Genomic DNA, 20,562 nt, shown 5'->3' on the forward strand with positions numbered 1-20,562 from the left:
GCGGAGCGTGCGGGGCAGGCTGCAAACGGGCGGCGGAGCCGACACTGCGGGAGGGTCCCGGCCGGCCGCTCACCGCGCACCTGCCCCGGCCAGACCGCCCTCGGTGACGGAACGGCGCCGAGCAGCCGCCTGCACCACCCACTGGAACAGGGCGTGGTCGCTGGCATTGGTCTCCGCGGTGTCCTCCGGGTGCCACTGGATCGCCAGTAGCGGCGCTCCCGGTACTTCCACCGCTTCCACCACACCGTCCGCGGCCGTCGCGGTGACGGTCAGCCCTTCGCCCAACACGCCGACGGCCTGATGGTGATAGGAGGAGACGTCCACGGTCTCGCTGCCGACGACCTCGGCCAGCAGCGAGCCTGCGGCGACTCCAACCGGATGGATGGCACCCTTGTGCTGCACGTCCCCGGGGCCGAGGTGCTGGATCAGCGTGCCGCCGCGGCCGACGTTCAGCAGCTGCAGACCGCGGCAGATGGCCAGCACCGGAACGCCTGCGGCGATGCAGCCTTCGATGATCCCGGCCTCGTACGCGTCCTGGCCCTCGTAGTCGGTGGGCCAGTGGTGCTCGTCCGGCTCCGCTCCGTACAGCGACGGCGCCACGTCGGCCCCGCCCGGCAGCACCACACCGTCCAGCCGGGCGAGCTGTTCCGACGGGGAATCACCGGTTCCCGGAAACATGATCACCGGTTCGCCCCCGGCCCGGACGATACAGCGGAGCACCGCGGCGGCAACCGCGACGCCGTCGTAGCGCAGGCCGTGGACCGAGGTTGACCACATGCCCGGCACCCCGATCAGAGGACGCGTCACGCCCGGACCTCGGTGGTCAAGGGGAACGGCAGGTGCGGCATCCACTCGGCCCAGACGGCCGCCAGCCGGCCGTCCGAGATCACTGCGGCCAGCGCGCTGTTGAGCCCGGCCAGCAGCTGTGGGTTGTCCTTCGCCACGCCGATTCCCCAGTGGTTGCCGGTCCGGGCGGTGAAGGCCACATCGTAGGCAGGGTCCTCCCCCAGCGGAACGGTGACGACGTCGTCGTCGATCATCGCGTCCACCTCGCCGTTCCGCAGCGCCGCGAGCATGTCGCCGAAAACGTCCTCGGTGGCGCCGAAGGCCACCGGAATGATCCCGGGGAATGTGGAGGCCAGCCGCATGTTGGCGCTGCCTTCGATGGCCCCGACGCGGTAGCCGGAGAGGTCTTCCGGAGCACGGGCCGGATCGCCCTTGCGCACCAGGACCGTCTCGTCGAACACGGCGTACGGGTCGGTGAAGTCCACCACCGCCTGCCGCTCGGGGATGATGCCTTGGCCGCACCAGACGGCGTCGACCTTGTGATCTCGCACCGACGGGAGCATGTCGTCCCAGGGCATGCATGCCCACTCGATGTTCAGGCCCATCGCGGAGGCCACCAGTTCGGCCGCCGCGGGTTCATATCCGAGGCGCTTGCCGCTGGCATCGGCCCGGCTGAACAGGGGCGGGGCCTCGGAGTCGATGCAGGCCAGCCGCAGGATTCCCGGGGTCAATGTCTGCACGCCGCTCACGGGATGGTCTCCCAGTACATCTCGCGGTCCCATTCGGTAATGGCGCCGCAGTAGCGGGCCCATTCTTCCTGTTTGAGCTGGGTGTAGATCGCCACCAGGTCCTCGGGCAGCGCCGCGGTGAGGTAGGTGTCGGAGACGAACGCGTCGATGGCGTCGCCCAGGGTGAGCGGCAGTTGGCCGCCCACCGGGCCGTCGGCGCCGCCGTCGGGCAGTCCGGGATCCAGCTGGCGGTCCAGCCCGTCCTGCATGGCCGCGATCAGCAGCGTGTGGGACAGGTAGGGGTTCACGGCGGCATCCGGCACGCGGTATTCCATCCGGCCGTTCGACGAGATGCGGATCAGGCAGCCGCGGCTGTCCAGTCCCCAGTTGGCCAGGCTTGGCGCGAACTGGCCGGCATCCCAGAACCGCTTATATGAGTTCACGGTGGAGGCCATCACGGCCATGGAGCCCGGCGCGTGGGCGAGCAGGCCGCCGATGGCGTGCTTCGCCGTCTGAGAGACGTGCAGTTCCACCCGGCCGGCGTCCTCGATGACGTTGGTGTCACCGTCCCACAAGCTGAGGTTGTGGTGGCAGCCGTTGCCCATCTGCCCGTTGTACGGCTTGGGCATGAAGCTGGCGGTCACGCCGAATTCACGGGCCACCTGCTTGCAGATCTGCCGGTAGGTGACCAACCGATCGGCGGTTTTTTCCACCCGGTCGTACATCCAGTTCAACTCGATCTGGCCATCGTCCTCGTAGTCGCCCTCGATCATGTCCAGGCCCATGGCGGTGGCGTAGGTGACCAGCTGCTTGTAGATGGGGCGCATCCGCTCCAGGTTCTCCACCTGGTAGGCGGGGCTGGTGCCTGGCTTCTTGACGACTTCCAGGCCGGGGCCTTCCCAGGTCATCTCCGGTTCGGTGCCGGAACGGACCTCGAAGCCGGTCCGGGCGGTAAACGCCTCATGTGAACGGATCAGCAGGGACCGGGTGTCGACCGGCATCAGGCGGCCTCCGACCTCCGGCAGATGCGGGGGCTCGTAGGCGGTGCAGAAGATCCGCGCCACTTTCGTGTCCCACGGCAGCACCACGAAGGTGTCCGGTTCCGGAAGTGCCCAAAATTCACGGGCCTCGATGCCCCCGCCGATCAGGTTTCCGTACCGGTCGTTCTGCAGGTCGGACAACGCAGTGCGGTGGAAGCAGATGCCCTTTTCCAAGTTGCGGCGGAAGTGGTTGGCGGGAACCATCTTCGCCACCATGCGCGAGCCGATCGTCGGCAGCGCGTAGTAGACGTATTCCACGCCGGCTTCTTCGATCTTGCGGCCGAGTTCGCGGACCGTTTCAGGACGCAGGTTTCGTTCTTGGTGGCGGGCGAACGCATCGCGGTCGTGCAAGGCCGCCAGCATCTCGGCGGCGGCCGGGTCGGGCCGTACGGGTGTCAATGTCATCTCTGTCTTCTTTCGGGTCGGTGGCCGTGCGGCCGTCTAGACAGCTGCCAGTTGGGAGCCGGCGGGCAGGCCGGCGTCTGTCACGAGCTTGCGGTAATGCAGTTGGCGGTCCGCGGGCAGGGCGGAGGTAACGGCGCCGATCAGCCGACCGCCGAGGTAGTACGCCACAGCGACGCCCTCGGCGGGCCGGGACGGATCCCCTTCCAAGACCTCAATTCGGTCGGCGACGGCGGGGCTGCCCACACCCTGGACACGAATGCCGAAGATGTCGGTCCAGAAGGAGGGCAGCGGCGCAGCCGGTTCTGCCGCAGGGGTGCCGTTAAGACCCGCGACCAGTGCCGGCGACGCGATTTTGGCGGTGTCGGCCGGGGTGGCCCAGTGCTCTACCCGCCGGGGTCCGGTGCCGGCTCGCCGGTCCGGGTAGCGGGCCACGTCGCCGACTGCCACGACGTGTTCCGTTCCGAGCACCCTCAAATGCCCGTCGCAGAGCACCCCGTCGGTCAGGTCCAAGCCGTTGCCGGCCAGCCACTCGACGTTTGGCTTCGAACCAACAGCCTCAATCACGGCGTCGGCCGGGACCTCGCGGCCGCCGGTCAAACGGACCCCGGTGCAGCGCTGCGGCCCGTCGGTTCCGTCGCCCTGCCAGGTGAACGCGGCGACGCGCTCACCCGACAGGCACTCGATGCCGCGATCGGTCAGGAAGTTGCGCATGCCCTCGCTGAGTTCGCGGCCGAGCGTGAGCTGCATCGGCCCGCTGCTCCCCTCGATCAGCGTCACTCGGCAGCCCATCATCGTGGCGGTGGCCGCTGCCTCGCCGCCGATGAATCCTGCGCCAACCACCACAATCCGGGCGCCAGGCTGCAAGTCACGATGCAGCCCCAGCGCGTCCTCCAGGGTGCGGATGACGTGCCGGCCGTGCAGCGGTCCGGGAACCCGGACGCGTGCCGGCCGCAGCCCGGTGGCCACCACCAGGCCGTCGTAGCCGATCTGCTCGCCGGTAGAGAGGGTCAGGGTCCGGGCGGTGAGGTCCGCGCCGGTGACCGGGGCGCCGAGCTTCCATTCGATGTCGGCGGCACTGCGGCGCTGCCGCAGCGTCACGGTCGCCAGCGCTTCCTGGAACGAGCCGGGTGACTTTAACAGTTCCTTCGTGAGCGGCGGCCGGTTGTAGGGAGGGTGGGCCTCCCCGCCGATGACGGTGATCTCCTCCTGCCAGCCCGCCGAACGTAGTTGTTCTGCGGCTCGCAAACCTCCCATCGAGGCTCCGACGACGGCGATCCTGCGGGCCACGATCAGTCCTTGAGGAAGATCGCTTGGACAGGGCAGACGTCGATGGCTTCTTCGACCACGTCCAGGAGCGAGTCGTCGAACGTCGGCTCGTATTCAAGGACGCCGTCCGGGTTCATCCGGAATACTTCCGGAGCGGCGATGGCGCACTGGCCGTGGTTGTCGCACAAGCTGCGATCGACATCAACGGTCTTCATGGGGATCCTGCTTTCTGTTGGCGCTGTAGTGCGGGGAGCTGTAGTGCGTGGAAGGCGGGGTCAGCCGCGCGGGGTGAAGCCGATCGGCAGGCGGGTGGGTCCGGTATTGCCGGAATCCGGAAGCCATTCGTCTCCCCCGATCAGATGCGGGTCGGCCAGGCGGCTGGCGAGCAGCGGCAGGGCCTCGCTCATGTCTGCTCGCGCAACGAAGTGGCCCAAGCAGTGGTGCACACCGCCGCCGAAGCCGTAGTGCGGTGCGTGTTCGCCGAGCAAGTCCATCTCCGGGTTGGGGAAGGCCAGCGGGTCGGTGCCCGAGGACTGGGTGAAGAGATGCACCGTGGTGCCCTGGGCGATGAAGAGGTCCTGATATGTGAAGTCCTCCACGGCTTCCCGGGTGACCCACGTGACCGTCGGGTTGGTCCGCATGACTTCTTCGACGGCCTTCGCACCAAGCTCCGGGCGCTCCGCCAGCAGTGCCCACTGTTCCGGGTTGCGGATGAAGGACTGCATCGCCAGGCCCAACTGGTTGCGGGTGGTGTCCATGCCGCCGAAGATCAGCAGTACCAGGGCGTTGCGCAGTTCTTCGTCGCTGAGCCGGTCGCCGTCGCGGCTGGCCAACACCAAGCGGCTGACGAAGTCCTCGCCCGGGTTGGCCTGCCGGTCCTTAATCAGCTCGTCGGCATACTCGTACAGCTCCGCGACGGCCGCCTCGACTTTGTCCAGATCCCGCTTGAAGGTCACTCCCAGGGCCAGGCCCACGGTGGAAGCCAGCCGCGCGATCTTCGGCCACTCGCTCTCCGGAATGCCCAACAGGATGGTGAGCACCCGAGTGGCGTATGGCTCAGCGAAGTCACGGATGAACTCGCACTCGCCCTGGTCGATGAACGCGTCGATCAGCTCGTTGGCCAGGGCCTGGAACCGCGGGACCAGATCCTTGATCAGCCGCGGCGAGAACGCCGGGTTGAGGAGCCGGCGGATGCGGTGGTGGTCCTCGCCTTCCAGCACCAGCAGATTCTTGGTCCACCAGTCGTAGAACAAGCCGCCGTGCACCCCGTTGTGGGCCGGCCACTGGGCACTGCCCTGCTTAAGCTTGGGGCTTTTGAGCAGCTTGCTCACCTCGTCGTACCGCAGCACGGCGATCCCGTAATTGGTCCTCGCGTACCAGCTGGCCTCGCGTGCGTTGCGCAGCTCTTCGGACTGCATGGCGAACGACGGGTCCGAAATGTTCAGGTACGGAATGTCAACAGTGGGCGTACTCATGGTTGGAACCTTTTCCTTGTCTTGCTCTCGGTGAATTGCTGGGCTGGAAGGCCCGGACCGGGGTGCCGGCCGCTGGGGTGCTAGGCGGAAAGCGACCCGGCAGGTATGGCATCTCCCGCAGGCGCGTCGCCCTTGAGGTAGGGCTTCTTCCAGACCATGTAGACCAGGCCCACAACCACCACCCCGACGGCAGAGATCAGCACCAGGTAGTTGACGAACCAGCCTGCTTCGGGCGTCCGCGGCCATGCCATGTTGACCATGCCGATCACGCCCCAGGTCAGGGCTGCGATGTTGATCGGGATCCCCCAGCCGCCGAGCCGGAAGGAACCGTTGGCCTTCCAACCCTTGAGCTTGGCCCGCAGCGAGGCGAGGACCACCATGTGGAAGCCCATGTACATGCCCATCGCGGCGAACGAGATGATCGTGACCAGCGCGTCTTCGGAGACCTTGGAGCCAACCACGATGATGGCCGGGACCAGGCCGGCCAGCAGCAGGGCGTACGGCGGCACGTGGCGCGTTTCGCTGAACTTGCTCAGCAGCTTGCTGCCCGGCAGGATGCCGTCGCGGGCCATCGAGTAAGCCAGCCGGGAGGATGCTGCCTGCAGGCTCAGGGCGCAGGACACGAAGGAGATCAGCACGATCCCGAGGACCACCTTGAAGCCAACCGGTCCGAAGGCCGAGAGCAGCACGTTGCCAATCGGATCGGTATCCTCGCCGGAGATCACGGCGCCGAAGTCCGGCACGGCCAGAATCAGGGACAGGCAGACGAACATCGCCGCGAATCCGCCAATGTAAATGGTCATCCGCATGGCCTTGGGAATGCGCACTCCCGGGTTCGGCACCTCTTCGGCCACGTCGCCGCAGGCTTCGAAACCGTAGTACTGGTAGATGCCGATGAGGCCGGCCGCGGCGAAGGCGATGAAGTAGTTGCTGCCTTCTCCGGCCCCGAAGGTCTGGAACAGCACGCTGAGGTCGTGTTCGCGGGCAGTGGTCAGCAGCCAAACACCGACGGCGATCGCTCCGCCCAGTTCCGCCAAGAGACCGAGCATCGCCACCTTGCTCAGCACCTTGGTGCCGCCAAGGTTCAAAATGGTGGCGAGGGCAATGACCACGAGCGCGGAGATAATCACCGAGTCAACGGTGCTTTCCAGCCCCAAGAGCAAGCTGAGGAACGGCCCGGCCCCGTAGGAGACGCTGGCGATGGTTGCCAGCAGCGCGCAGAGGTAGATCCACCCGTTCATCCATCCCCATTTGCGGCCCCAGAGGCGGCGGGCCCATGGGTAGACGCCACCGGCCACCGGGTAATTGGAAACAATCTCGCCGAACACGGTGGCGACCAGCAACTGCCCGACGCCAACGATGACCAGGGACCAAAACATTGGCGGTCCGGCCATGCCGAGCGATGCAGCAAAGAGCGAGTAGATCCCGACGACCGGGGAGAGATAGGTGAACCCGAGGGAGACATTCCCCCAGAAGGTCATTTCGCGCTTGAATTGCTTCTCATACGAGTAACCAAGGCTGGCAAGGTGTTCGGCGTCTTCATCGACGCCCGGACCACCAGCGGGTCTCGTCATTTCGGCTGACATTGCGCTCCTTCAAAACGGATAGTCCGTGCGGTGGACGCTGCACAGGAGTCTGCTGCCCCCGCTTGTGATTGAGATCACATCTAGTCGATCTCGGAAAAACCCTACAAATGAATGTTTTATTTGGCAAGGGCTTTTTCCTGCCCGCTTCCGGCCCGCTCTATAGACGCCTGACTGCTTCAGCTGTTGACAGAGTCGCTGGCCGGGCATCTGCGTGGGGCTCTTCGCCCGACCAACCAGCCGTGCGCCGTCGAAAAAGCTTCAGCGGCACAGCTTTTGCTGGCAGCTCACGGAACCTGCCAGGCCAAAGGGTTCCCCGTGGAACCAGGCCCGCCACGGCGGGTACTTTCCAGAGCCCGCGAACCAGCGAGCCGCAGGGCGTAGGGCTGGATGAAACCGCCAAGGTACCGGATGGAATATCCCTGCCCAGGCTGCCCGCTCTGCCGTAAGCTCAACCGCACACCAAGCTTGCAGGGAGGAACGACTAGTGCCTGATCCATCCAGCGCTTCGGCGCCCGCTCCGGCGGAAAGACCGCTCGACGGGCTGCTGGTCGCGGACTTCTCCCGCGTGCTGGCCGGCCCGCTGGCCACGATGACCCTGGCCGATCTCGGCGCGCGGGTCATCAAGGTGGAGCGCCCGGGCACCGGGGACGACACCCGCAGCTGGGGTCCGCCGTACTCCGCCACCGGTGCGACCTACTTCGAGAGTGTGAACCGCAACAAGGAATCGATCTGCCTGGACCTGACCGCGAGCGGGGACCGTCTGCTGGCGAGGAAACTGGCGCTGGCTGCGGACGTGGTGGTGGAGAATTTCAAGCCCGGCGGGATGGACAAGCTGGGGCTCGGGTACGAGGAGCTCGCCACGGCCAACCCGGGCCTGGTTTACGCTTCCATCTCCGGTTTCGGTTCCGCCGAGGGCGCCTCACTTCCCGGCTACGACTTCATTGTCCAGGCGGTCGGCGGCCTGATGAGCATCACCGGCGACGCCGACGGTTCACCCTACAAAGCGGGTGTCGCGTTGGTCGACGTGCTGACCGCGAAGGACGCGACGATCGGGATCCTCGCGGCACTCAACGCCCGTGACGTCTCCGGGCAGGGCCGCCGCCTCGAGGTCAATCTGTTGTCCAGCCTGCAGGGTGCCCTCGCCAACCAGGCCCAGGCCTGGTTGGGTGCAGCCACGGTTCCCCGGCGGATGGGCAACGAGCACCCGTCGATCGTTCCCTACCAGTTGCTGGCCTGCGCCGACGGTCCGCTGGCAGTGGCGTGCGGCAACGACGGGCAGTTCCGCCAACTGGCCAACGTCCTGGGGGTGCCCCGGTTGGCGGACGACGCCCGCTTCGCCACCAACAGCGCCCGCGTCCAACACCGCACGGAACTCATTCCGCTGTTGGAGCAGGCTCTCTCCTCGTCGTCCGCCTCGGTGTGGCAGGACAAGCTGACCGGCGTGGGTGTTCCTGCCGGTCCGGTCGCCAGCATCGACGAAGGCATCAACTTCGCCGAGTCACTCGGGCTGTCGCCCACCATCGAAGTCCATGATGCCGCCGGACGGCCTGTCGGCCGACAGGTCCGCCACCCGGTCACGTGGAGTCCCGCGTTTGCAGCGCGCACGGCCGCCCCTCCTGCGCTGGGCGAACATACCGAATCCGTGCTGGAGTGGCTGCGAAGGCTCGATTAGCCTCACAGCCCATGCCGGCGCAGGGCCAGCCAGAGGTGCGCGGCAACATCCGGATCGTCGAGTTCAACGCCCAGCAGCCGCTCGGCCACGGCCATGCGGTGGCGCAGCGAGTTGCGGTGGACTTTGAGGTGGCGGGCGGCATCCTCCCAGCGGCCCTGATGCCGAAGGTAGGCTGCCACCGTCTCCAAGAGCTCCGCCCGGGAGTACCCCGCGAGCGCTGCCACCCAGGCGTCGGCGCGCGCCTCGTCGTCGGCATCCAGGTCCACCAGCGTGCCGGCGGGAGCGGCAACGGCAGCACGGTGCACCGCTGACATCGCCCCGGCGACGTCCTCCAGGGTCAGCGGTTCAGTCCAGGCGGCGGCAGTCTCGATGTCGGTCGCCGCAGGCCCCGACGCCGCCCCGGCCGGAGCGATAGATCCCTTGCCGCCAGTCCAGGCAGCGAACTCCGCATCTTCCTTCCCGTCTCCTTGCGGGTTCCCTGCTGCCAGTTCAACCTGCCGGACATCCAGGAGGAAGTAGCCCACGGCGTCGTCGTGATAGCGCAGCATGCAGGTGGTCACCGCCGCAGCCGGCAGCGGGCCGCCCTCGGCCCGCTGGAGCCGGGACAGCACGCCGGCAAGCGCAGGGAGGGCGTCCGCCGTCGGGCTGCGCACTGCCAGGACGCGGACGCGTTCGGGCAGCGGTCCGATCTTCCCGTCGTCGGCCACCAGGCGTGCGGCCTCCACTTGGCCTCTGGCAATCAGCTTCGCGACGACGGAGCCCAGCGCCGCCGTGGTGCCCCGAAGTTCCTCGCGTTGCTGGGCCTTCAAGGCCAGCAAGACGCACACCGTCATGATGATCTGCCGGTCGGCTTTGGTCAGGGTCCGGCCGGAGCCGATGGCCAGGAAGCCGTCGATCCGTCCTCGGACGAGGATCGGGTACTCCACCACGGGTGTGCCGTGCAACCAGAAGGTGGCCGCGGAATGGGTACCGGCAACGTTGAGCCGGGCGGTTTCCTGCTTCAGATGCGGCAGCAGCGAGAGCGCACTCGCCGGCCAGACGGTGGCTTCGGTGCCGTCGCTGGCGGGCAGGTAGGCCACCCAGCCGCCCAAAGCCTGCGCCAGGCCGCGCACCACGGAGGGCAAAGCATCCGCGCGCATCGTTGCGCGGGCCAGCGCGGTCTGCGTTCCCAGGTTCGCAATGAGCCCGGCCTGGTCGCTGCGCGATGCCAGCTCCCAGAACATCCTCGAGACGTCTAGGAACGGAACTCCGTCAGGGACTACCAGCAATTCCACCCCGGCGGCGGAGCAAGCGCGGACCAGTTCCGGCGGCACGCTGTCCAGCCCTTCGCCCAGTCCCAGCCCCAGGGCAGCCACCCCTTTGGCTGCCAGCCGCTGCACGTATTCGTCCACCGCGTCGGCGGTCCCGCCCAGCGGTATGCCGGTAGTCAGCAGCAACTCCCCGCCCTCCAGGTAGGCGCCGGGGTCCGCCAGCTCGGAGACGTGGACACCGGAAAGCTGGAGGCCCGGCACGGGGCCAGGAACCGCGGGCCGGAGCGACTCTCCGAGTTCATTGCTGAGCTGGGCAAGGGAAACCATGGGCTGATTATCCAACAGGTCCCGACACTTTGGGCAGAACATCCGATGACTGGGCACCGACCCGGGGATTAGCGTTGGCCCATGACCGACCGCCTTACCTCCGCTGCCAGCGCGCCCGCCGTCGACCTCCCCCAGTCCCGCTACCTGGCCACCGCCGTTCCCGGACCCCGTTCCGTGGCCCTGCACCGGGAACGCCAGGCCCAGGTGAGCGGCGGCTTCGGCATTGTCCTGCCGGTCTTCGTCGAGCAGGCCGACCGCGGCATCCTGCAGGATGTGGACGGCAACCGGCTGATCGACTTCGCCTCCGGAATCGCGGTGACCAGCATTGGTGCCAGTCATCCCCGCGTCCGCGAGCGGGTGGCCGCCCAGCTGGAGAAGTTCACGCACACCTGCTTCATGGTCACCGAATACGAGTCCTTCACCAGGGTGGCCCGGTGGCTCAACGAGCACACCCCGGGCGATTTTGAGAAGCGGACGGCGCTGTTTTCCACCGGGGCCGAGGCCGTGGAGAACGCCGTCAAGATTGCCCGCTCCGCCACCGGCCGCGGCAAAGTGCTGGTCTTCGACGAGGCCTATCACGGCCGCTCGCTGCTGACCATGGCGATGACGGCCAAGGAGAATCCGTACCGGCTCAACTTCGGCCCGTTCCCGGCCGAAGTGGTCCGCGCCGTCTCCGCGAATCCGCTCCGCCCCGTGGCCGCGCAGCACGACGCCGGTGCCGTTGCCTCCGCTGCCGACGTCGCCACAGCTGCCCTCGCCTCGGTGGAGGCCACGCTCGCCGAGCACGGCGCACAAAACTTCGCCGCCATGGTGATCGAACCCATCCAAGGCGAGGGCGGTTTCGTGGTCCCGGCACCGGGTTTCCTGGCCGGGCTGCGGGACCTCGCTGACCGGTACGGCATCGTTTTGGTGATCGACGAAATCCAGGCCGGCATGGGCCGCACCGGAACTCTTTTCGCCAGCGAGCATGAAGGAATCGCCGGGGACATCACGCTCACGGCCAAGGCGCTGGCCGGCGGCCTTCCGCTCAGCGCCGTGACCGGCCGCGCCGAACTGATGGATGCTGTTCACGCCGGCGGGCTCGGCGGCACCTACGCCGGCAACCCGCTCGCTTGCGAGGCGGCGCTGGCCGTTTTTGAAGCGTTCGAGGACGGCTGCCTGTTGGCCAATGCCCGCGCCATTGAGGCGGCCGCGCGTGAAGTGCTGGAGCCTTTGGTCAGCGAGACCGATTCGGTGGCCGAATTTCGCGGGCGCGGCGCGATGCTGGCCCTGGAGTTCGCCGACCGGGGCACCCTTGCCCCGCGTGCCGATCTGGCCAAGGAAGTCTCCGCGCGGTGCCACGCGCAGGGCGTGCTGACCCTGACCTGCGGCACGTACGGCAACGTCATCCGGTTGCTGCCGCCGCTGGTCATCGGCCTGGACCTGTTCGCCGACGGCCTGCAGGTGCTGCGCCAAGCCATCCTCGACGTCACCGCCGAAGACAGTGTTGCGGCGGCGCGCAGCCTTACGGCCGAGCACAGCGCCGCGTCCGAACACAGCGTCACGGCCGTCTCCCCGTCCCTGGGCTGACGCCGGGCACGCCCAGCGCGCCGCCGTCGTCGTCCCCCATCCCCCGTCGTTGACAGAAGGAAAGCACATGTCCCAGGACCATGACCTGATCGCCCTTGATTCGCTCCTGACTGAGGAGGAGCGGATGCTGCAGAAGGACGTCCGCTCCTTTGTGGACAGCGCCATCAAGCCGAACATTGCCCGCTGGTACGAGGACGCCGTGTTCCCGCTGGAGATCGTGCCGGAGATGGCCAAGCTGGGCCTGCTCGGCATGCACCTGCGCGGCTACGGCTGCGCCGGGCGCTCCGCGGTGGAATACGGGCTGGCCGGCGCCGAACTCGAAGCCGGCGACTCCGGCCTGCGCACCTTCGTCTCAGTGCAGGGCTCGCTGGCGATGAGCGCCATCCACAAGCACGGCTCCGAAGAACAGAAGCAGCAATGGCTGCCCCAGATGGCGGCCGGCGAAACGATCGGCTGCTTCGGCCTGACCGAACCCACCGCCGGCTCCGACCCCGCCAACATGAAGACCTTCGCCCGCCGCGACGGGGACGGACCCGACGCCGACTGGGTACTCAACGGCTCCAAGCGCTGGATCGGCCTGGCCTCGGTAGCCAAGGTCGCGATCATCTGGGCCCAAACCGACGACGGGGTGCGCGGCTTCATTGTCCCCACCGACACCGCTGGCTTCACGGCCACCCCGATCGAGCCCAAGCTCTCCATGCGCGCCTCCATCCAGTGCGACATCGAACTCACCGACGTCCGCTTGCCCGCCGACGCGCTGCTGCCCGGGGCCACTAGCCTGCGCGGGCCGTTCGAATGCCTGAATGAAGCCCGCTACGGCATCATCTGGGGTGCGATGGGGGCCGCCCGCGACGCCTGGCAGGCCGCCGTCGACTACTCCAAGGAACGGATGCAGTTCGACAAACCGCTGGCCGGCTACCAGCTCACCCAGGAAAAGCTGGTCAACATGGCGCTGGAAATCAACAAGGGCTTCCTGCTCGCCCTGCACCTGGGCCGGCTCAAGGACGCCGGCCAGCTCCAGCCGCACCAGATCTCCGTGGGCAAGCTGAACAACTGCCGCGAAGCCATCGAGATCGCCCGCGAGTGCCGCACCATCCTCGGCGGCAACGGCATCACCCTGGACTATTCACCGCTGCGCCACGCGAACAACCTGGAATCCGTGCGCACCTACGAAGGCACCGATGAGGTTCACACCCTGGTCCTCGGCAACAAGATCACCGGCATCCCCGCCTTCCGCTAACCATTGGCGTAAACATTCGGCGACCGAGCAAGGAGCATCGTGAGCACTCCGGTTCAACTGCAGCACTACATCGGCGGCACCTGGTGCGACGGCGACGGCCCGCGCATCGCCAGCACTAATCCGGCCCGTCCGGACCAGGTGGTGGCGGAAGGCCGGCAGGCCGGCCCGGCGGAGGTGGACCGGGCCGTGGCCGCGGCGGCCGCCGCCCGGCGGGCATGGGCGCGCACACCTGCCCACGACCGCGGCGCCGTGCTGCTGCGCGCCGCCGTCGTGCTTGAAGAGCACGCGGACGAGTGGGGGCTGGAACTGTCCCGCGAGGAGGGTAAGACGCGTGCCGAGGGCCAAGGCGAAGTGCTGCGGGCCGCACAGATTTTCCGTTACTACGGGAACGACGGCGACCGCGGCGCCGGGGAGATCTTCGCCTCCCCGCGGTGCGGCGAACAGATCCTGGTCACCCGCAAACCGCTCGGCGTGGTCGGCGTGGTCACGCCCTTCAACTTTCCGATCGCCATCCCGGCCTGGAAGATCGCCCCGGCGCTGGCCTACGGCAACACAGTGGTGTGGAAACCCGCCAGCACAGTGCCACTGCTGGCACTCCGGCTGGCGCAGGCGCTGGAGGCTGCGGACCTGCCCGCCGGGGTGTTGAACCTGCTGATCGGCCCCGGCTCGATGGGCAACGCCCTGGTGGACCACCCGGGGCTGGACGGCCTGACCTTTACCGGTTCCACCGGCGTCGGCCGCCAACTGGCAGCGGCCGCCGCCAACCGTGGCGTGCCCGTGCAGGCGGAGATGGGCGGCAAAAACCCGGCCATCGTTCTCGCGGATGCGGACCTGGAACTCGCCGCCGAACAGGTCATGCTCGGCGCCTTCCGGTCCACCGGACAGAAGTGCACCGCCACCTCCCGGTTGGTGCTGGCGGAATCCATCGCCGACGAGTTCCTGGCCAGGCTGACAGAACGCGTCGAGTCCCTGGTGGTCGGCGATCCGACGGACCCGGCAGTGCAGATGGGGCCGGTGGTCAATGACAGCGCCCGCAAGTCCATTCTGGAGGGCCTCTCCACCGCCCGGGCCCAAGGCGCCTGGGCGGGGGCCGGCGGGGAGCCGTACGACGACGGCGAGCTGGCCACCGGGTACTTTGTGCCGCCCACCATCCTGGAACTACCCGCCGGGCGCGAGCTGGACATCTGGCGGGAGGAACTCTTCGGCCCGGTGCTGTCCGTGCGTCGCGCGGCCAACGTGGAGCAGGCGTTCGAGCTCGCCAACGACGGCGAGTACGGGCTCTCGGCCGCGCTGTTCACCCAGGACCTCACACGCGTGCTCGAAGGCATGGAGGAGCTCGACGTGGGGATCCTGCATGTGAACTCCGAAACCGCCGGAGCGGACCCGCATGTGCCTTTCGGCGGAGCCAAGAAGTCCGGCTACGGACCGAAGGAACAGGGAGCCGCGGCGAAGGACTTCTTCACGCACAGCACCACCGTGTACCTGCGCGGCGGCACCCCAGCCGCGTAGCGGCCACCGCCGTCGTTGTTCCCTCCGGAGGAACCTTGAGTAGCCACTTCCCCCGCTTCAGCGGAAAATTGCCCGCCCGACGTAGCATCTAGATCAACCAGCACCAACAGTCCCATTCCTTCAGAGACGATGAGGTCAAAGTGCCCGCACCTGTCGCGGATGTCCTGACAACGCAGACCGCCCGCCCCCGCATCCTTGTCACTTGTTCGCTCAGCGGTCCGGAGAGCGATCCTTGGCTGATCGAAGACCTGACCGCCTACGCCGACAACATCGGCCGCGAACTACACGCCCAGGAGGCGGACTTCGAGCTCCTGGACGTGGGAGCCGTTGCATCCTGGACGATGGACGCTGCCGCTAGTCTCAATGAATTCGACGGCCTGCTGGTCCTCGGCGGCGGGGATATCCACCCGTCCCTCTACGGACAGCAGCCGATAGCGGCGCCCGGCTACGGAGTGGATGCGCGCGTCGACGAGGCGGAGATTGCCCTGGTGCGAAGCGCTGTTGCTGCAAGGCTGCCGGTGATGGGGATCTGCCGCGGCATGCAGGTCATCAACGTTGCTCTCGGCGGGACGCTCATCCAGGATCTAGGTCCGGATTCCATCCATCAGGTGCATACCGATGCACCGGGCATGAGTGACCATGAGGTGGTGATCCAGCCTGACACGCTCCTCGCGTCGGCCTTGAGGGCGGGGAGCGCGACGGTGCGTTCCGGCCACCATCAGGCGGTCCAGGATCTTGGCCTGGGGATGCTCGCCACGGCAGCGGCCCCGGACGGCGTTATTGAGGCCATTGAACACCAGGATCGTTGGATCCTGGGCGTGCAGTGGCACCCGGAGGACCCGGATACATTACCCGGGCAGCTGGCCGCTTTGATGCGCGCCTTCACCGATCAGTGCCGGCACGGTGAGCCGCGGGCTCCGCAACCGGGCGAGCAAACGATCTCCGCCTAATTCTCCGCAGGAACAAACTCCCCTGCCACGACGCGGCCCAGCAGCTCCGTGAGCAGATCGACGCCCGCGAGCATATCGTCGTCGCTGGTCAGCTCCTTCTCATTGTGCGAGATGCCCTCCACGCTGGGCACAAACAGCATGATGGTGGGGACGATGTCCTTCATGTTGGTCGAATCGTGGCCGGCGAGCGTGCGGACCGTTCCGTACGTCAGGTCCAGTGCCTCCGCACTCTTGGCTGCCAACCGCAGGCCGGCTTCGTCGTAGGCCTTGGCTGCCCAGACATGTTCGGCACCGCGCTCAATCCGCACGCTGGCGCGCCCCTCGATCTGGGCGACGCGTCGGTGCAGCTCAGCGTCCGCTGCCGCGAGGACATCCGGGTCGGTGCTGCGAACGTCCACCAGCAGCTCCACCCGATTGGCCACCACCACCGGCGAGTTCGGGTAAACCGTGAACTCGCCGCAGGAGGTGATCACGGCGTGATCGTCCGTGCTGAATTCGTCGGCGATGTCCCGCGCCGCGACCACCAGCGAAGAGGCCCCGAGCAACGCGTCGTGTCGGTCCGCAATAACCGTAGCGCCGGTGTGCGCCTGCTCGCCGTGCACAATGAATTCGTATTTGTTGGCGCCCCAGGTGGACTCGACCAGGCCAATGGTCAACCCGTTGTCCTCCAGTGACCGACCCTGCTCAATATGGATCTCCACGTAGGCAGCGACATCCAGGGAAAAGTCACCGACGGTACCGATTGCTTCCAGCGCCTCGCGCACTGTGGTGCCGGACGGATCTGTGGCGGCCAGGACTTTCTCGGCCGGCAGCTTGCCGGTGAACACCGAGCTGCCCATCATGGATGGCTTAAAGCGGCAACCTTCCTCGTTGAACCAGTTGATCACCGCGATGTTGAACAATGGCGCGGCATCCGGCGCACCGGAGCTCTCGGCGGCTGTGTTTGCCCCGGAAGCCATCCGCTCCTTCAGCCGGACCGCCGCATGGGCTCCGGCCAGCACGCCGTAGGCGCCGTCGAAGCGCCCGCCGAACGGCTGCGAATCCAAATGCGAGCCGACGGCGATGTACGGCGCGCCGGGGACCAGCTCAAGCAGCGCAAATTGGTTGCCCACCGCGTCGTAGCGGACCTCGAAACCGTGTCCCTCGACCAACCCGCGGAACCAGTTCCGCGTCTGCCCGTCCGCAGGGGTCCCTGCCTGGCGGTCCACTCCGCCGCCCGCCGTGGCGCCATACGTGCTCATCGAGCGGAAGTCGTGCAGGAAGGCGCGGGCGTCGTCGTTGGAAGTTCCGGCCTGCTGCGAGGCAGTAGCAGTCATGATTGCACTCCTAAGGGTTCTGGTTTCTCCGAAAGCACTCCGGGAGCCGTGCCCGTGTCTATGTTGTCGTAGGTAAACTCGCCGCCAACGATGGTGGCTAAGACCTTAAGCGCGGAGATGTCGGCAGTATCCAGCGGCGAGCCGGACAGCACCGCGAAGTCTGCGAACTTACCCCTGCGCAACGTGCCCTTCTCGCTGGCCGCGCCCGTAGCCTGGGCGGCCCAGTCGGTGTAAGTCCGCAGCGCTTCTTCTGCGGTCAGGCCCTCGTTTGCACCGCCGAGGGTCAGTCCTTGCTCGGTGCGCCGGTCCACCCAGGACTGCATGGCGCGCAGCACGTTGTTGTCAGCAACCGGCAGGTCGGAGCTGCCGGCCACCAGGATGCCGGCGTCCACCAGCGAGCGTCCCCGGTACAGCCAGCGCTCGCGCCCGGCACCCACGAGGGCAGCAAACTGATCGCCCAACGGGCCAATGAACGCGGCCTGCGGCGTGACCGCAATCCCGGCAGCGGCGACGGGCGCCAGTTGGTCCGGCCGCGAAATGCCGAAGTGCTCAATCCGGTTGGGCAGGCGGTTCCGGCCGTAGCGCTCCTGGCAGCCGGTAATGATCTCGGTGGCCAGATCAATGGCCGCGTCGCCGATGGCATGAAGCGCGATTGGCCAGCCGGTGCGGTAGGCCTCGTCCACGCGTTCGCGGTAGGCCTCGGGTGAATCCAGCAGGTAGCCGGTGTTGTGCTGGTGACCGCAGTAGTCCTCGGTGACGGCCGCCGTGGCGCCCAGCAACGAGCCGTCCATAAAGACCTTCACCGGCCCCAAGGACACCCACTCGTCGCCGAAACCCGCCACCGCACCAAGGTCCAGACCGCGCCCGTTGCCGGTGCCGTGCATGTCCGCGGCGTTGGCCTTGATCGGCCGCAGCGAGTCCAGCGCGGGCATCAGCTGGGCGCGGGCATGGAGCTTGCCGGTCTGCTTGGCTTGCAGATAGGCCTGGACTTCCACCGGGCTGTGCCCGATCCAGCCGCCGCCGATGCCGGCCTCGGTGAAACTGGTGATTCCCTCCGCCGCGTAACGCGTGGTCGCCGCGTCCAGTGCCTCGACAATCCGCTCCACCGGATAGGGCAGCAGCAGGTTCTGGATCAGCTGCTGCGCGGATTCCTCGACGACGCCGGTCGGGTAGCCGTCCGGTCCGCGGAGCACGGCGCCGCCGGTTGGATCGGTGAAGCCGGGTTCGAAGACGCCGGCCAGCCGCAAGGTGGCGGAGTTAGTGATGGACAGGTGCCCGGAGACGTGCCGCAGGTACAGCGGCCGGTCGCCGGTAATCTCGTCCAGCCGGCGGATGTCCGGGAAGGCCCCGCCGTGATGCTTGTGGTTGAACCCGGTGCCATTGACCCAAGCGTCGGGTCGGTCCTCGAGCTGCCGGACCTCGGCTTCGAGCAGTGCGTACAGTTCCTCGAGTCCGCGGGCTTGGTCCAGTTCGGCGACGCCCAAGCCCAGCCCCCACCAGGTGGTGTGGCAGTGCGCGTCAATGAAGCCGGGCACCACTACGGCAGCGCCCAGCCGAATCTCACGGTCTGCGGTGCAGCCGTCCAACTCGTCGTCGAAGCCCACAATACGTCCATTGAGCACCCCGACGGCGTATGCGCGGGGACGCTCAACCTCGAGGGTGAGGATCTCGGCATCGCGCAGGATCAGGTCCAGCTTCATCGCGTCCCCTCCCCCGCCCGGGAAAAGGCAGCGCCGGCATCCTCCGCCCCCAGCCGGGCGGAAGCCAAGCCGGCGAGCTCCTCCGGCGCATTCGCGGTGCCCGGCGGCATGGTCTCCGGATCCGTGACCAGGTGCAACAGCGCCAGCCGTCCGCTGGACAGGGCACGCTCCAACGCCGGACCGAATTCCGCGGCCGTTTCGACCCGTTCGCCGTGCCCTCCGAAGCTGCGGATCCAGTCAGCGAAGTCGGGGTTGACCATCGAGGTCCCAGACGGCCTTTCCGGGTAGTGCCTGCGCTGGTGCTGCACGATCGTGCCGTAAATACCGTTGTCCACCACGATCACCAGCGGGGCGGCACCGTGCGCCGCGGCCACGGCCAGTTCCTGCGCGTTCATCAGGAAGTCGCCGTCGCCGCAGACCGCCACCACCTGCCGGCCCGGTTCGATCAGAGCTGCGGCGACCGCGGCGGGAACGGCCAGTCCCATGGCTCCGTTGCGCGGCCCGATCAGCGAGCCGGCGCCATGGTGGGTTAGGTAGCGGTGGCCCCAGATTGTCGCGTTGCCCGCGCCGTACGTCACCACCTTGTCAGCGGGTAGCCGGTCTTCCAGCACGCCGAAGGCTACGCCCAGATCAACGCCGGGGCTGTTGTCCGGTCGGGGTGTGGCGTACCGGCGCTGGTCTTCCGCGAGCGCGTCCATCCAGTTGCTGCCGCGGGAACCCCGCACCTCGGCGGGGCAGGGAAGTGCGTCAACAAACGACGACGGCGGGACGGCCAGGTGCTGATCGATCCGGCCGGAGTGAGTAGCGGCATCCGGATCCGGCAGCACCAGCACGGTCGGTACGCTGAAGCCCTTGTTGTAGCCGTCGCTGAGCACGTCGCTCCGGCCGCAGCCGATGAACACCAGCAGGTCGGCCTCGTCCAACCTTGCGGCGAGGGTGTCTGCCCGCCCGTAGCCCAACCACCCGGCCCACGCCGGAGAAGAATGCGGAACCACGTCATAGGCGCGCCAATCGGCGGCCACCGGGATCTGTGCGTCAGCTGCCCATTGAGCGAGCCTGCCACCGTCGTCGACCCAGCCATCGCCGCCGGCGATGATTAGCGGACGGGCAGCCGAGGCCAACCGAACCGCCAGTTCCTCCATCGCGGCAGGCGGCGGGGCCGCAGCGGCGAGCGCACGCGGCGGAACGGTGCCCGCTTCGGTCGCCCGGACCAGGACATCTTCCGGCAGACCGATCACCACCGGACCGGGCCGTCCGGAGACGGCCAAGTGCATCGCTTCGGCCACGGTCTCTGCGGCGCGGTGTTCGTCGTCGAGCACCACCACGCGTTTGGCCGTCGTCGAAAACCAGCCCTCCAGGCTGAATTCCTGGAACGCGTCCCGTCCCCGGTCCGCCACCGGGATCAGGCCGACAAAAAGCACCAACGGCGTCGCGTCCTGCCACGCGGTATGCACGGCAATCATCGCGTTCGCGGCGCCCGGCCCGCGGGTGACCATCGCGATGCCCGGGATGCCGGTCTTGCGCCCCTCAGCCAGCGCCATGAACCCGGCACCGCCCTCCTGGCGGCAGACCACCGTGGAAACGGGCGAGTCATGCAGCCCGTCCAGGACGTCGAGGAAACTTTCGCCCGGAACCGCGTACACGCGGCGGACGCCGTGCGCCTCAAGCTGGCGGACAATCAGGTGGCCTGCGGACTGGGTCATGGTGCGGTGCTCTTTCGTCAGGAACTTCGTCGTCGGACGT

The 20,562-nt window shown here is 67.6% G+C and carries 16 protein-coding genes; 5 read left to right on the top strand and 11 right to left on the bottom strand.

The features are described from left to right. Window positions 1–69: 69 nt before the first annotated feature. The 7 genes from E4J89_RS02495 to E4J89_RS02525 form a co-directional block, all read right to left on the bottom strand. Window positions 70–807 (bottom strand): gamma-glutamyl-gamma-aminobutyrate hydrolase family protein, encoded by a 738-nt coding sequence (locus tag E4J89_RS02495; protein WP_136784491.1) that lies wholly within the window; start codon window positions 805–807, stop codon window positions 70–72. After that, window positions 804–1,535 (bottom strand): ABC transporter substrate-binding protein, encoded by a 732-nt coding sequence (locus tag E4J89_RS02500; RefSeq protein WP_240691639.1) that lies wholly within the window; start codon window positions 1,533–1,535, stop codon window positions 804–806. The genes E4J89_RS02495 and E4J89_RS02500 overlap by 4 nt, the downstream gene beginning before the upstream one ends. Continuing rightward, window positions 1,532–2,959 (bottom strand): glutamine synthetase family protein, encoded by a 1,428-nt coding sequence (locus E4J89_RS02505; RefSeq protein ID WP_205754369.1) that lies wholly within the window; start codon window positions 2,957–2,959, stop codon window positions 1,532–1,534. The genes E4J89_RS02500 and E4J89_RS02505 overlap by 4 nt, the downstream gene beginning before the upstream one ends. A gap of 36 nt (window positions 2,960–2,995) precedes the next feature. Further along, window positions 2,996–4,246: an FAD/NAD(P)-binding oxidoreductase gene (locus tag E4J89_RS02510; protein ID WP_136784493.1), complete on the bottom strand. Its 1,251-nt coding sequence runs from the start codon at window positions 4,244–4,246 to the stop codon at window positions 2,996–2,998. Window positions 4,247–4,248: 2 nt separating this feature from the next. Continuing rightward, a complete protein-coding gene (locus E4J89_RS02515) occupies window positions 4,249–4,440 on the bottom strand; it encodes a ferredoxin (RefSeq protein WP_136784494.1) in 192 nt (63 codons plus the stop codon). 60 nt (window positions 4,441–4,500) lie between these two features. Then, window positions 4,501–5,700, bottom strand: coding sequence for a cytochrome P450 (locus tag E4J89_RS02520; protein WP_136784495.1), 1,200 nt, complete (start codon window positions 5,698–5,700; stop codon window positions 4,501–4,503). Between the two features lie 80 nt (window positions 5,701–5,780). After that, entirely contained in the window at window positions 5,781–7,286 is a 1,506-nt protein-coding gene (locus E4J89_RS02525) for an APC family permease (RefSeq protein WP_136784496.1), read from the bottom strand. 484 nt (window positions 7,287–7,770) lie between these two features. Here E4J89_RS02525 and E4J89_RS02530 point away from each other — a divergent pair, with 484 nt between their 5' ends. Beyond that, entirely contained in the window at window positions 7,771–8,958 is a 1,188-nt protein-coding gene (locus E4J89_RS02530) for a CaiB/BaiF CoA-transferase family protein (protein ID WP_169303902.1), read from the top strand. Between the two features lie 2 nt (window positions 8,959–8,960). Here the strand turns inward: E4J89_RS02530 and E4J89_RS02535 are convergent, their stop codons facing one another. Then, on the bottom strand, window positions 8,961–10,535 hold the full coding sequence (locus tag E4J89_RS02535; RefSeq protein WP_136784497.1) for a PucR family transcriptional regulator: 1,575 nt from the start codon (window positions 10,533–10,535) through the stop codon (window positions 8,961–8,963). 81 nt (window positions 10,536–10,616) lie between these two features. Between E4J89_RS02535 and E4J89_RS02540 the strand changes: the two genes are divergently transcribed. The 4 genes from E4J89_RS02540 (at window position 10,617) to E4J89_RS02555 (ending at window position 15,803) form a co-directional block, all read left to right on the top strand. After that, a complete protein-coding gene (locus E4J89_RS02540) occupies window positions 10,617–12,104 on the top strand; it encodes an aminotransferase class III-fold pyridoxal phosphate-dependent enzyme (protein ID WP_136784498.1) in 1,488 nt (495 codons plus the stop codon). 67 nt (window positions 12,105–12,171) lie between these two features. Beyond that, window positions 12,172–13,344: an acyl-CoA dehydrogenase family protein gene (locus E4J89_RS02545; RefSeq protein ID WP_136784499.1), complete on the top strand. Its 1,173-nt coding sequence runs from the start codon at window positions 12,172–12,174 to the stop codon at window positions 13,342–13,344. A 39-nt stretch (window positions 13,345–13,383) separates the two neighbouring features. Beyond that, window positions 13,384–14,853: an aldehyde dehydrogenase family protein gene (locus E4J89_RS02550; protein ID WP_136784500.1), complete on the top strand. Its 1,470-nt coding sequence runs from the start codon at window positions 13,384–13,386 to the stop codon at window positions 14,851–14,853. Between the two features lie 140 nt (window positions 14,854–14,993). Continuing rightward, window positions 14,994–15,803, top strand: a complete 810-nt coding sequence (locus tag E4J89_RS02555) for a gamma-glutamyl-gamma-aminobutyrate hydrolase family protein (RefSeq protein ID WP_136784501.1) — start codon at window positions 14,994–14,996, stop codon at window positions 15,801–15,803. Here the strand turns inward: E4J89_RS02555 and E4J89_RS02560 are convergent. The 3 genes from E4J89_RS02560 to E4J89_RS02570 are packed head-to-tail and all read right to left on the bottom strand — an operon-like array spanning window position 15,800 to window position 20,522. After that, entirely contained in the window at window positions 15,800–17,119 is a 1,320-nt protein-coding gene (locus E4J89_RS02560; protein WP_136784502.1) for a M20 family metallo-hydrolase, read from the bottom strand. The two genes, E4J89_RS02555 and E4J89_RS02560, sit on opposite strands and share 4 nt — an antisense overlap. Next, window positions 17,116–18,819 carry an amidohydrolase gene (locus E4J89_RS02565; RefSeq protein ID WP_136784503.1) on the bottom strand — a complete coding sequence of 568 codons (1,704 nt, stop codon included), beginning with the start codon at window positions 18,817–18,819 and terminating at the stop codon, window positions 17,116–17,118. Before E4J89_RS02565 ends, E4J89_RS02560 begins: the two co-directional genes overlap by 4 nt. Beyond that, window positions 18,816–20,522, bottom strand: coding sequence for a thiamine pyrophosphate-dependent enzyme (locus tag E4J89_RS02570; protein ID WP_136784504.1), 1,707 nt, complete (start codon window positions 20,520–20,522; stop codon window positions 18,816–18,818). Before E4J89_RS02570 ends, E4J89_RS02565 begins: the two co-directional genes overlap by 4 nt. Window positions 20,523–20,562 lie beyond the last annotated feature (40 nt).

Origin of the sequence: Arthrobacter sp. CAU 1506 (assembly GCF_005047635.1) — a bacterium.
Taxonomy (GTDB): domain Bacteria; phylum Actinomycetota; class Actinomycetes; order Actinomycetales; family Micrococcaceae; genus Crystallibacter.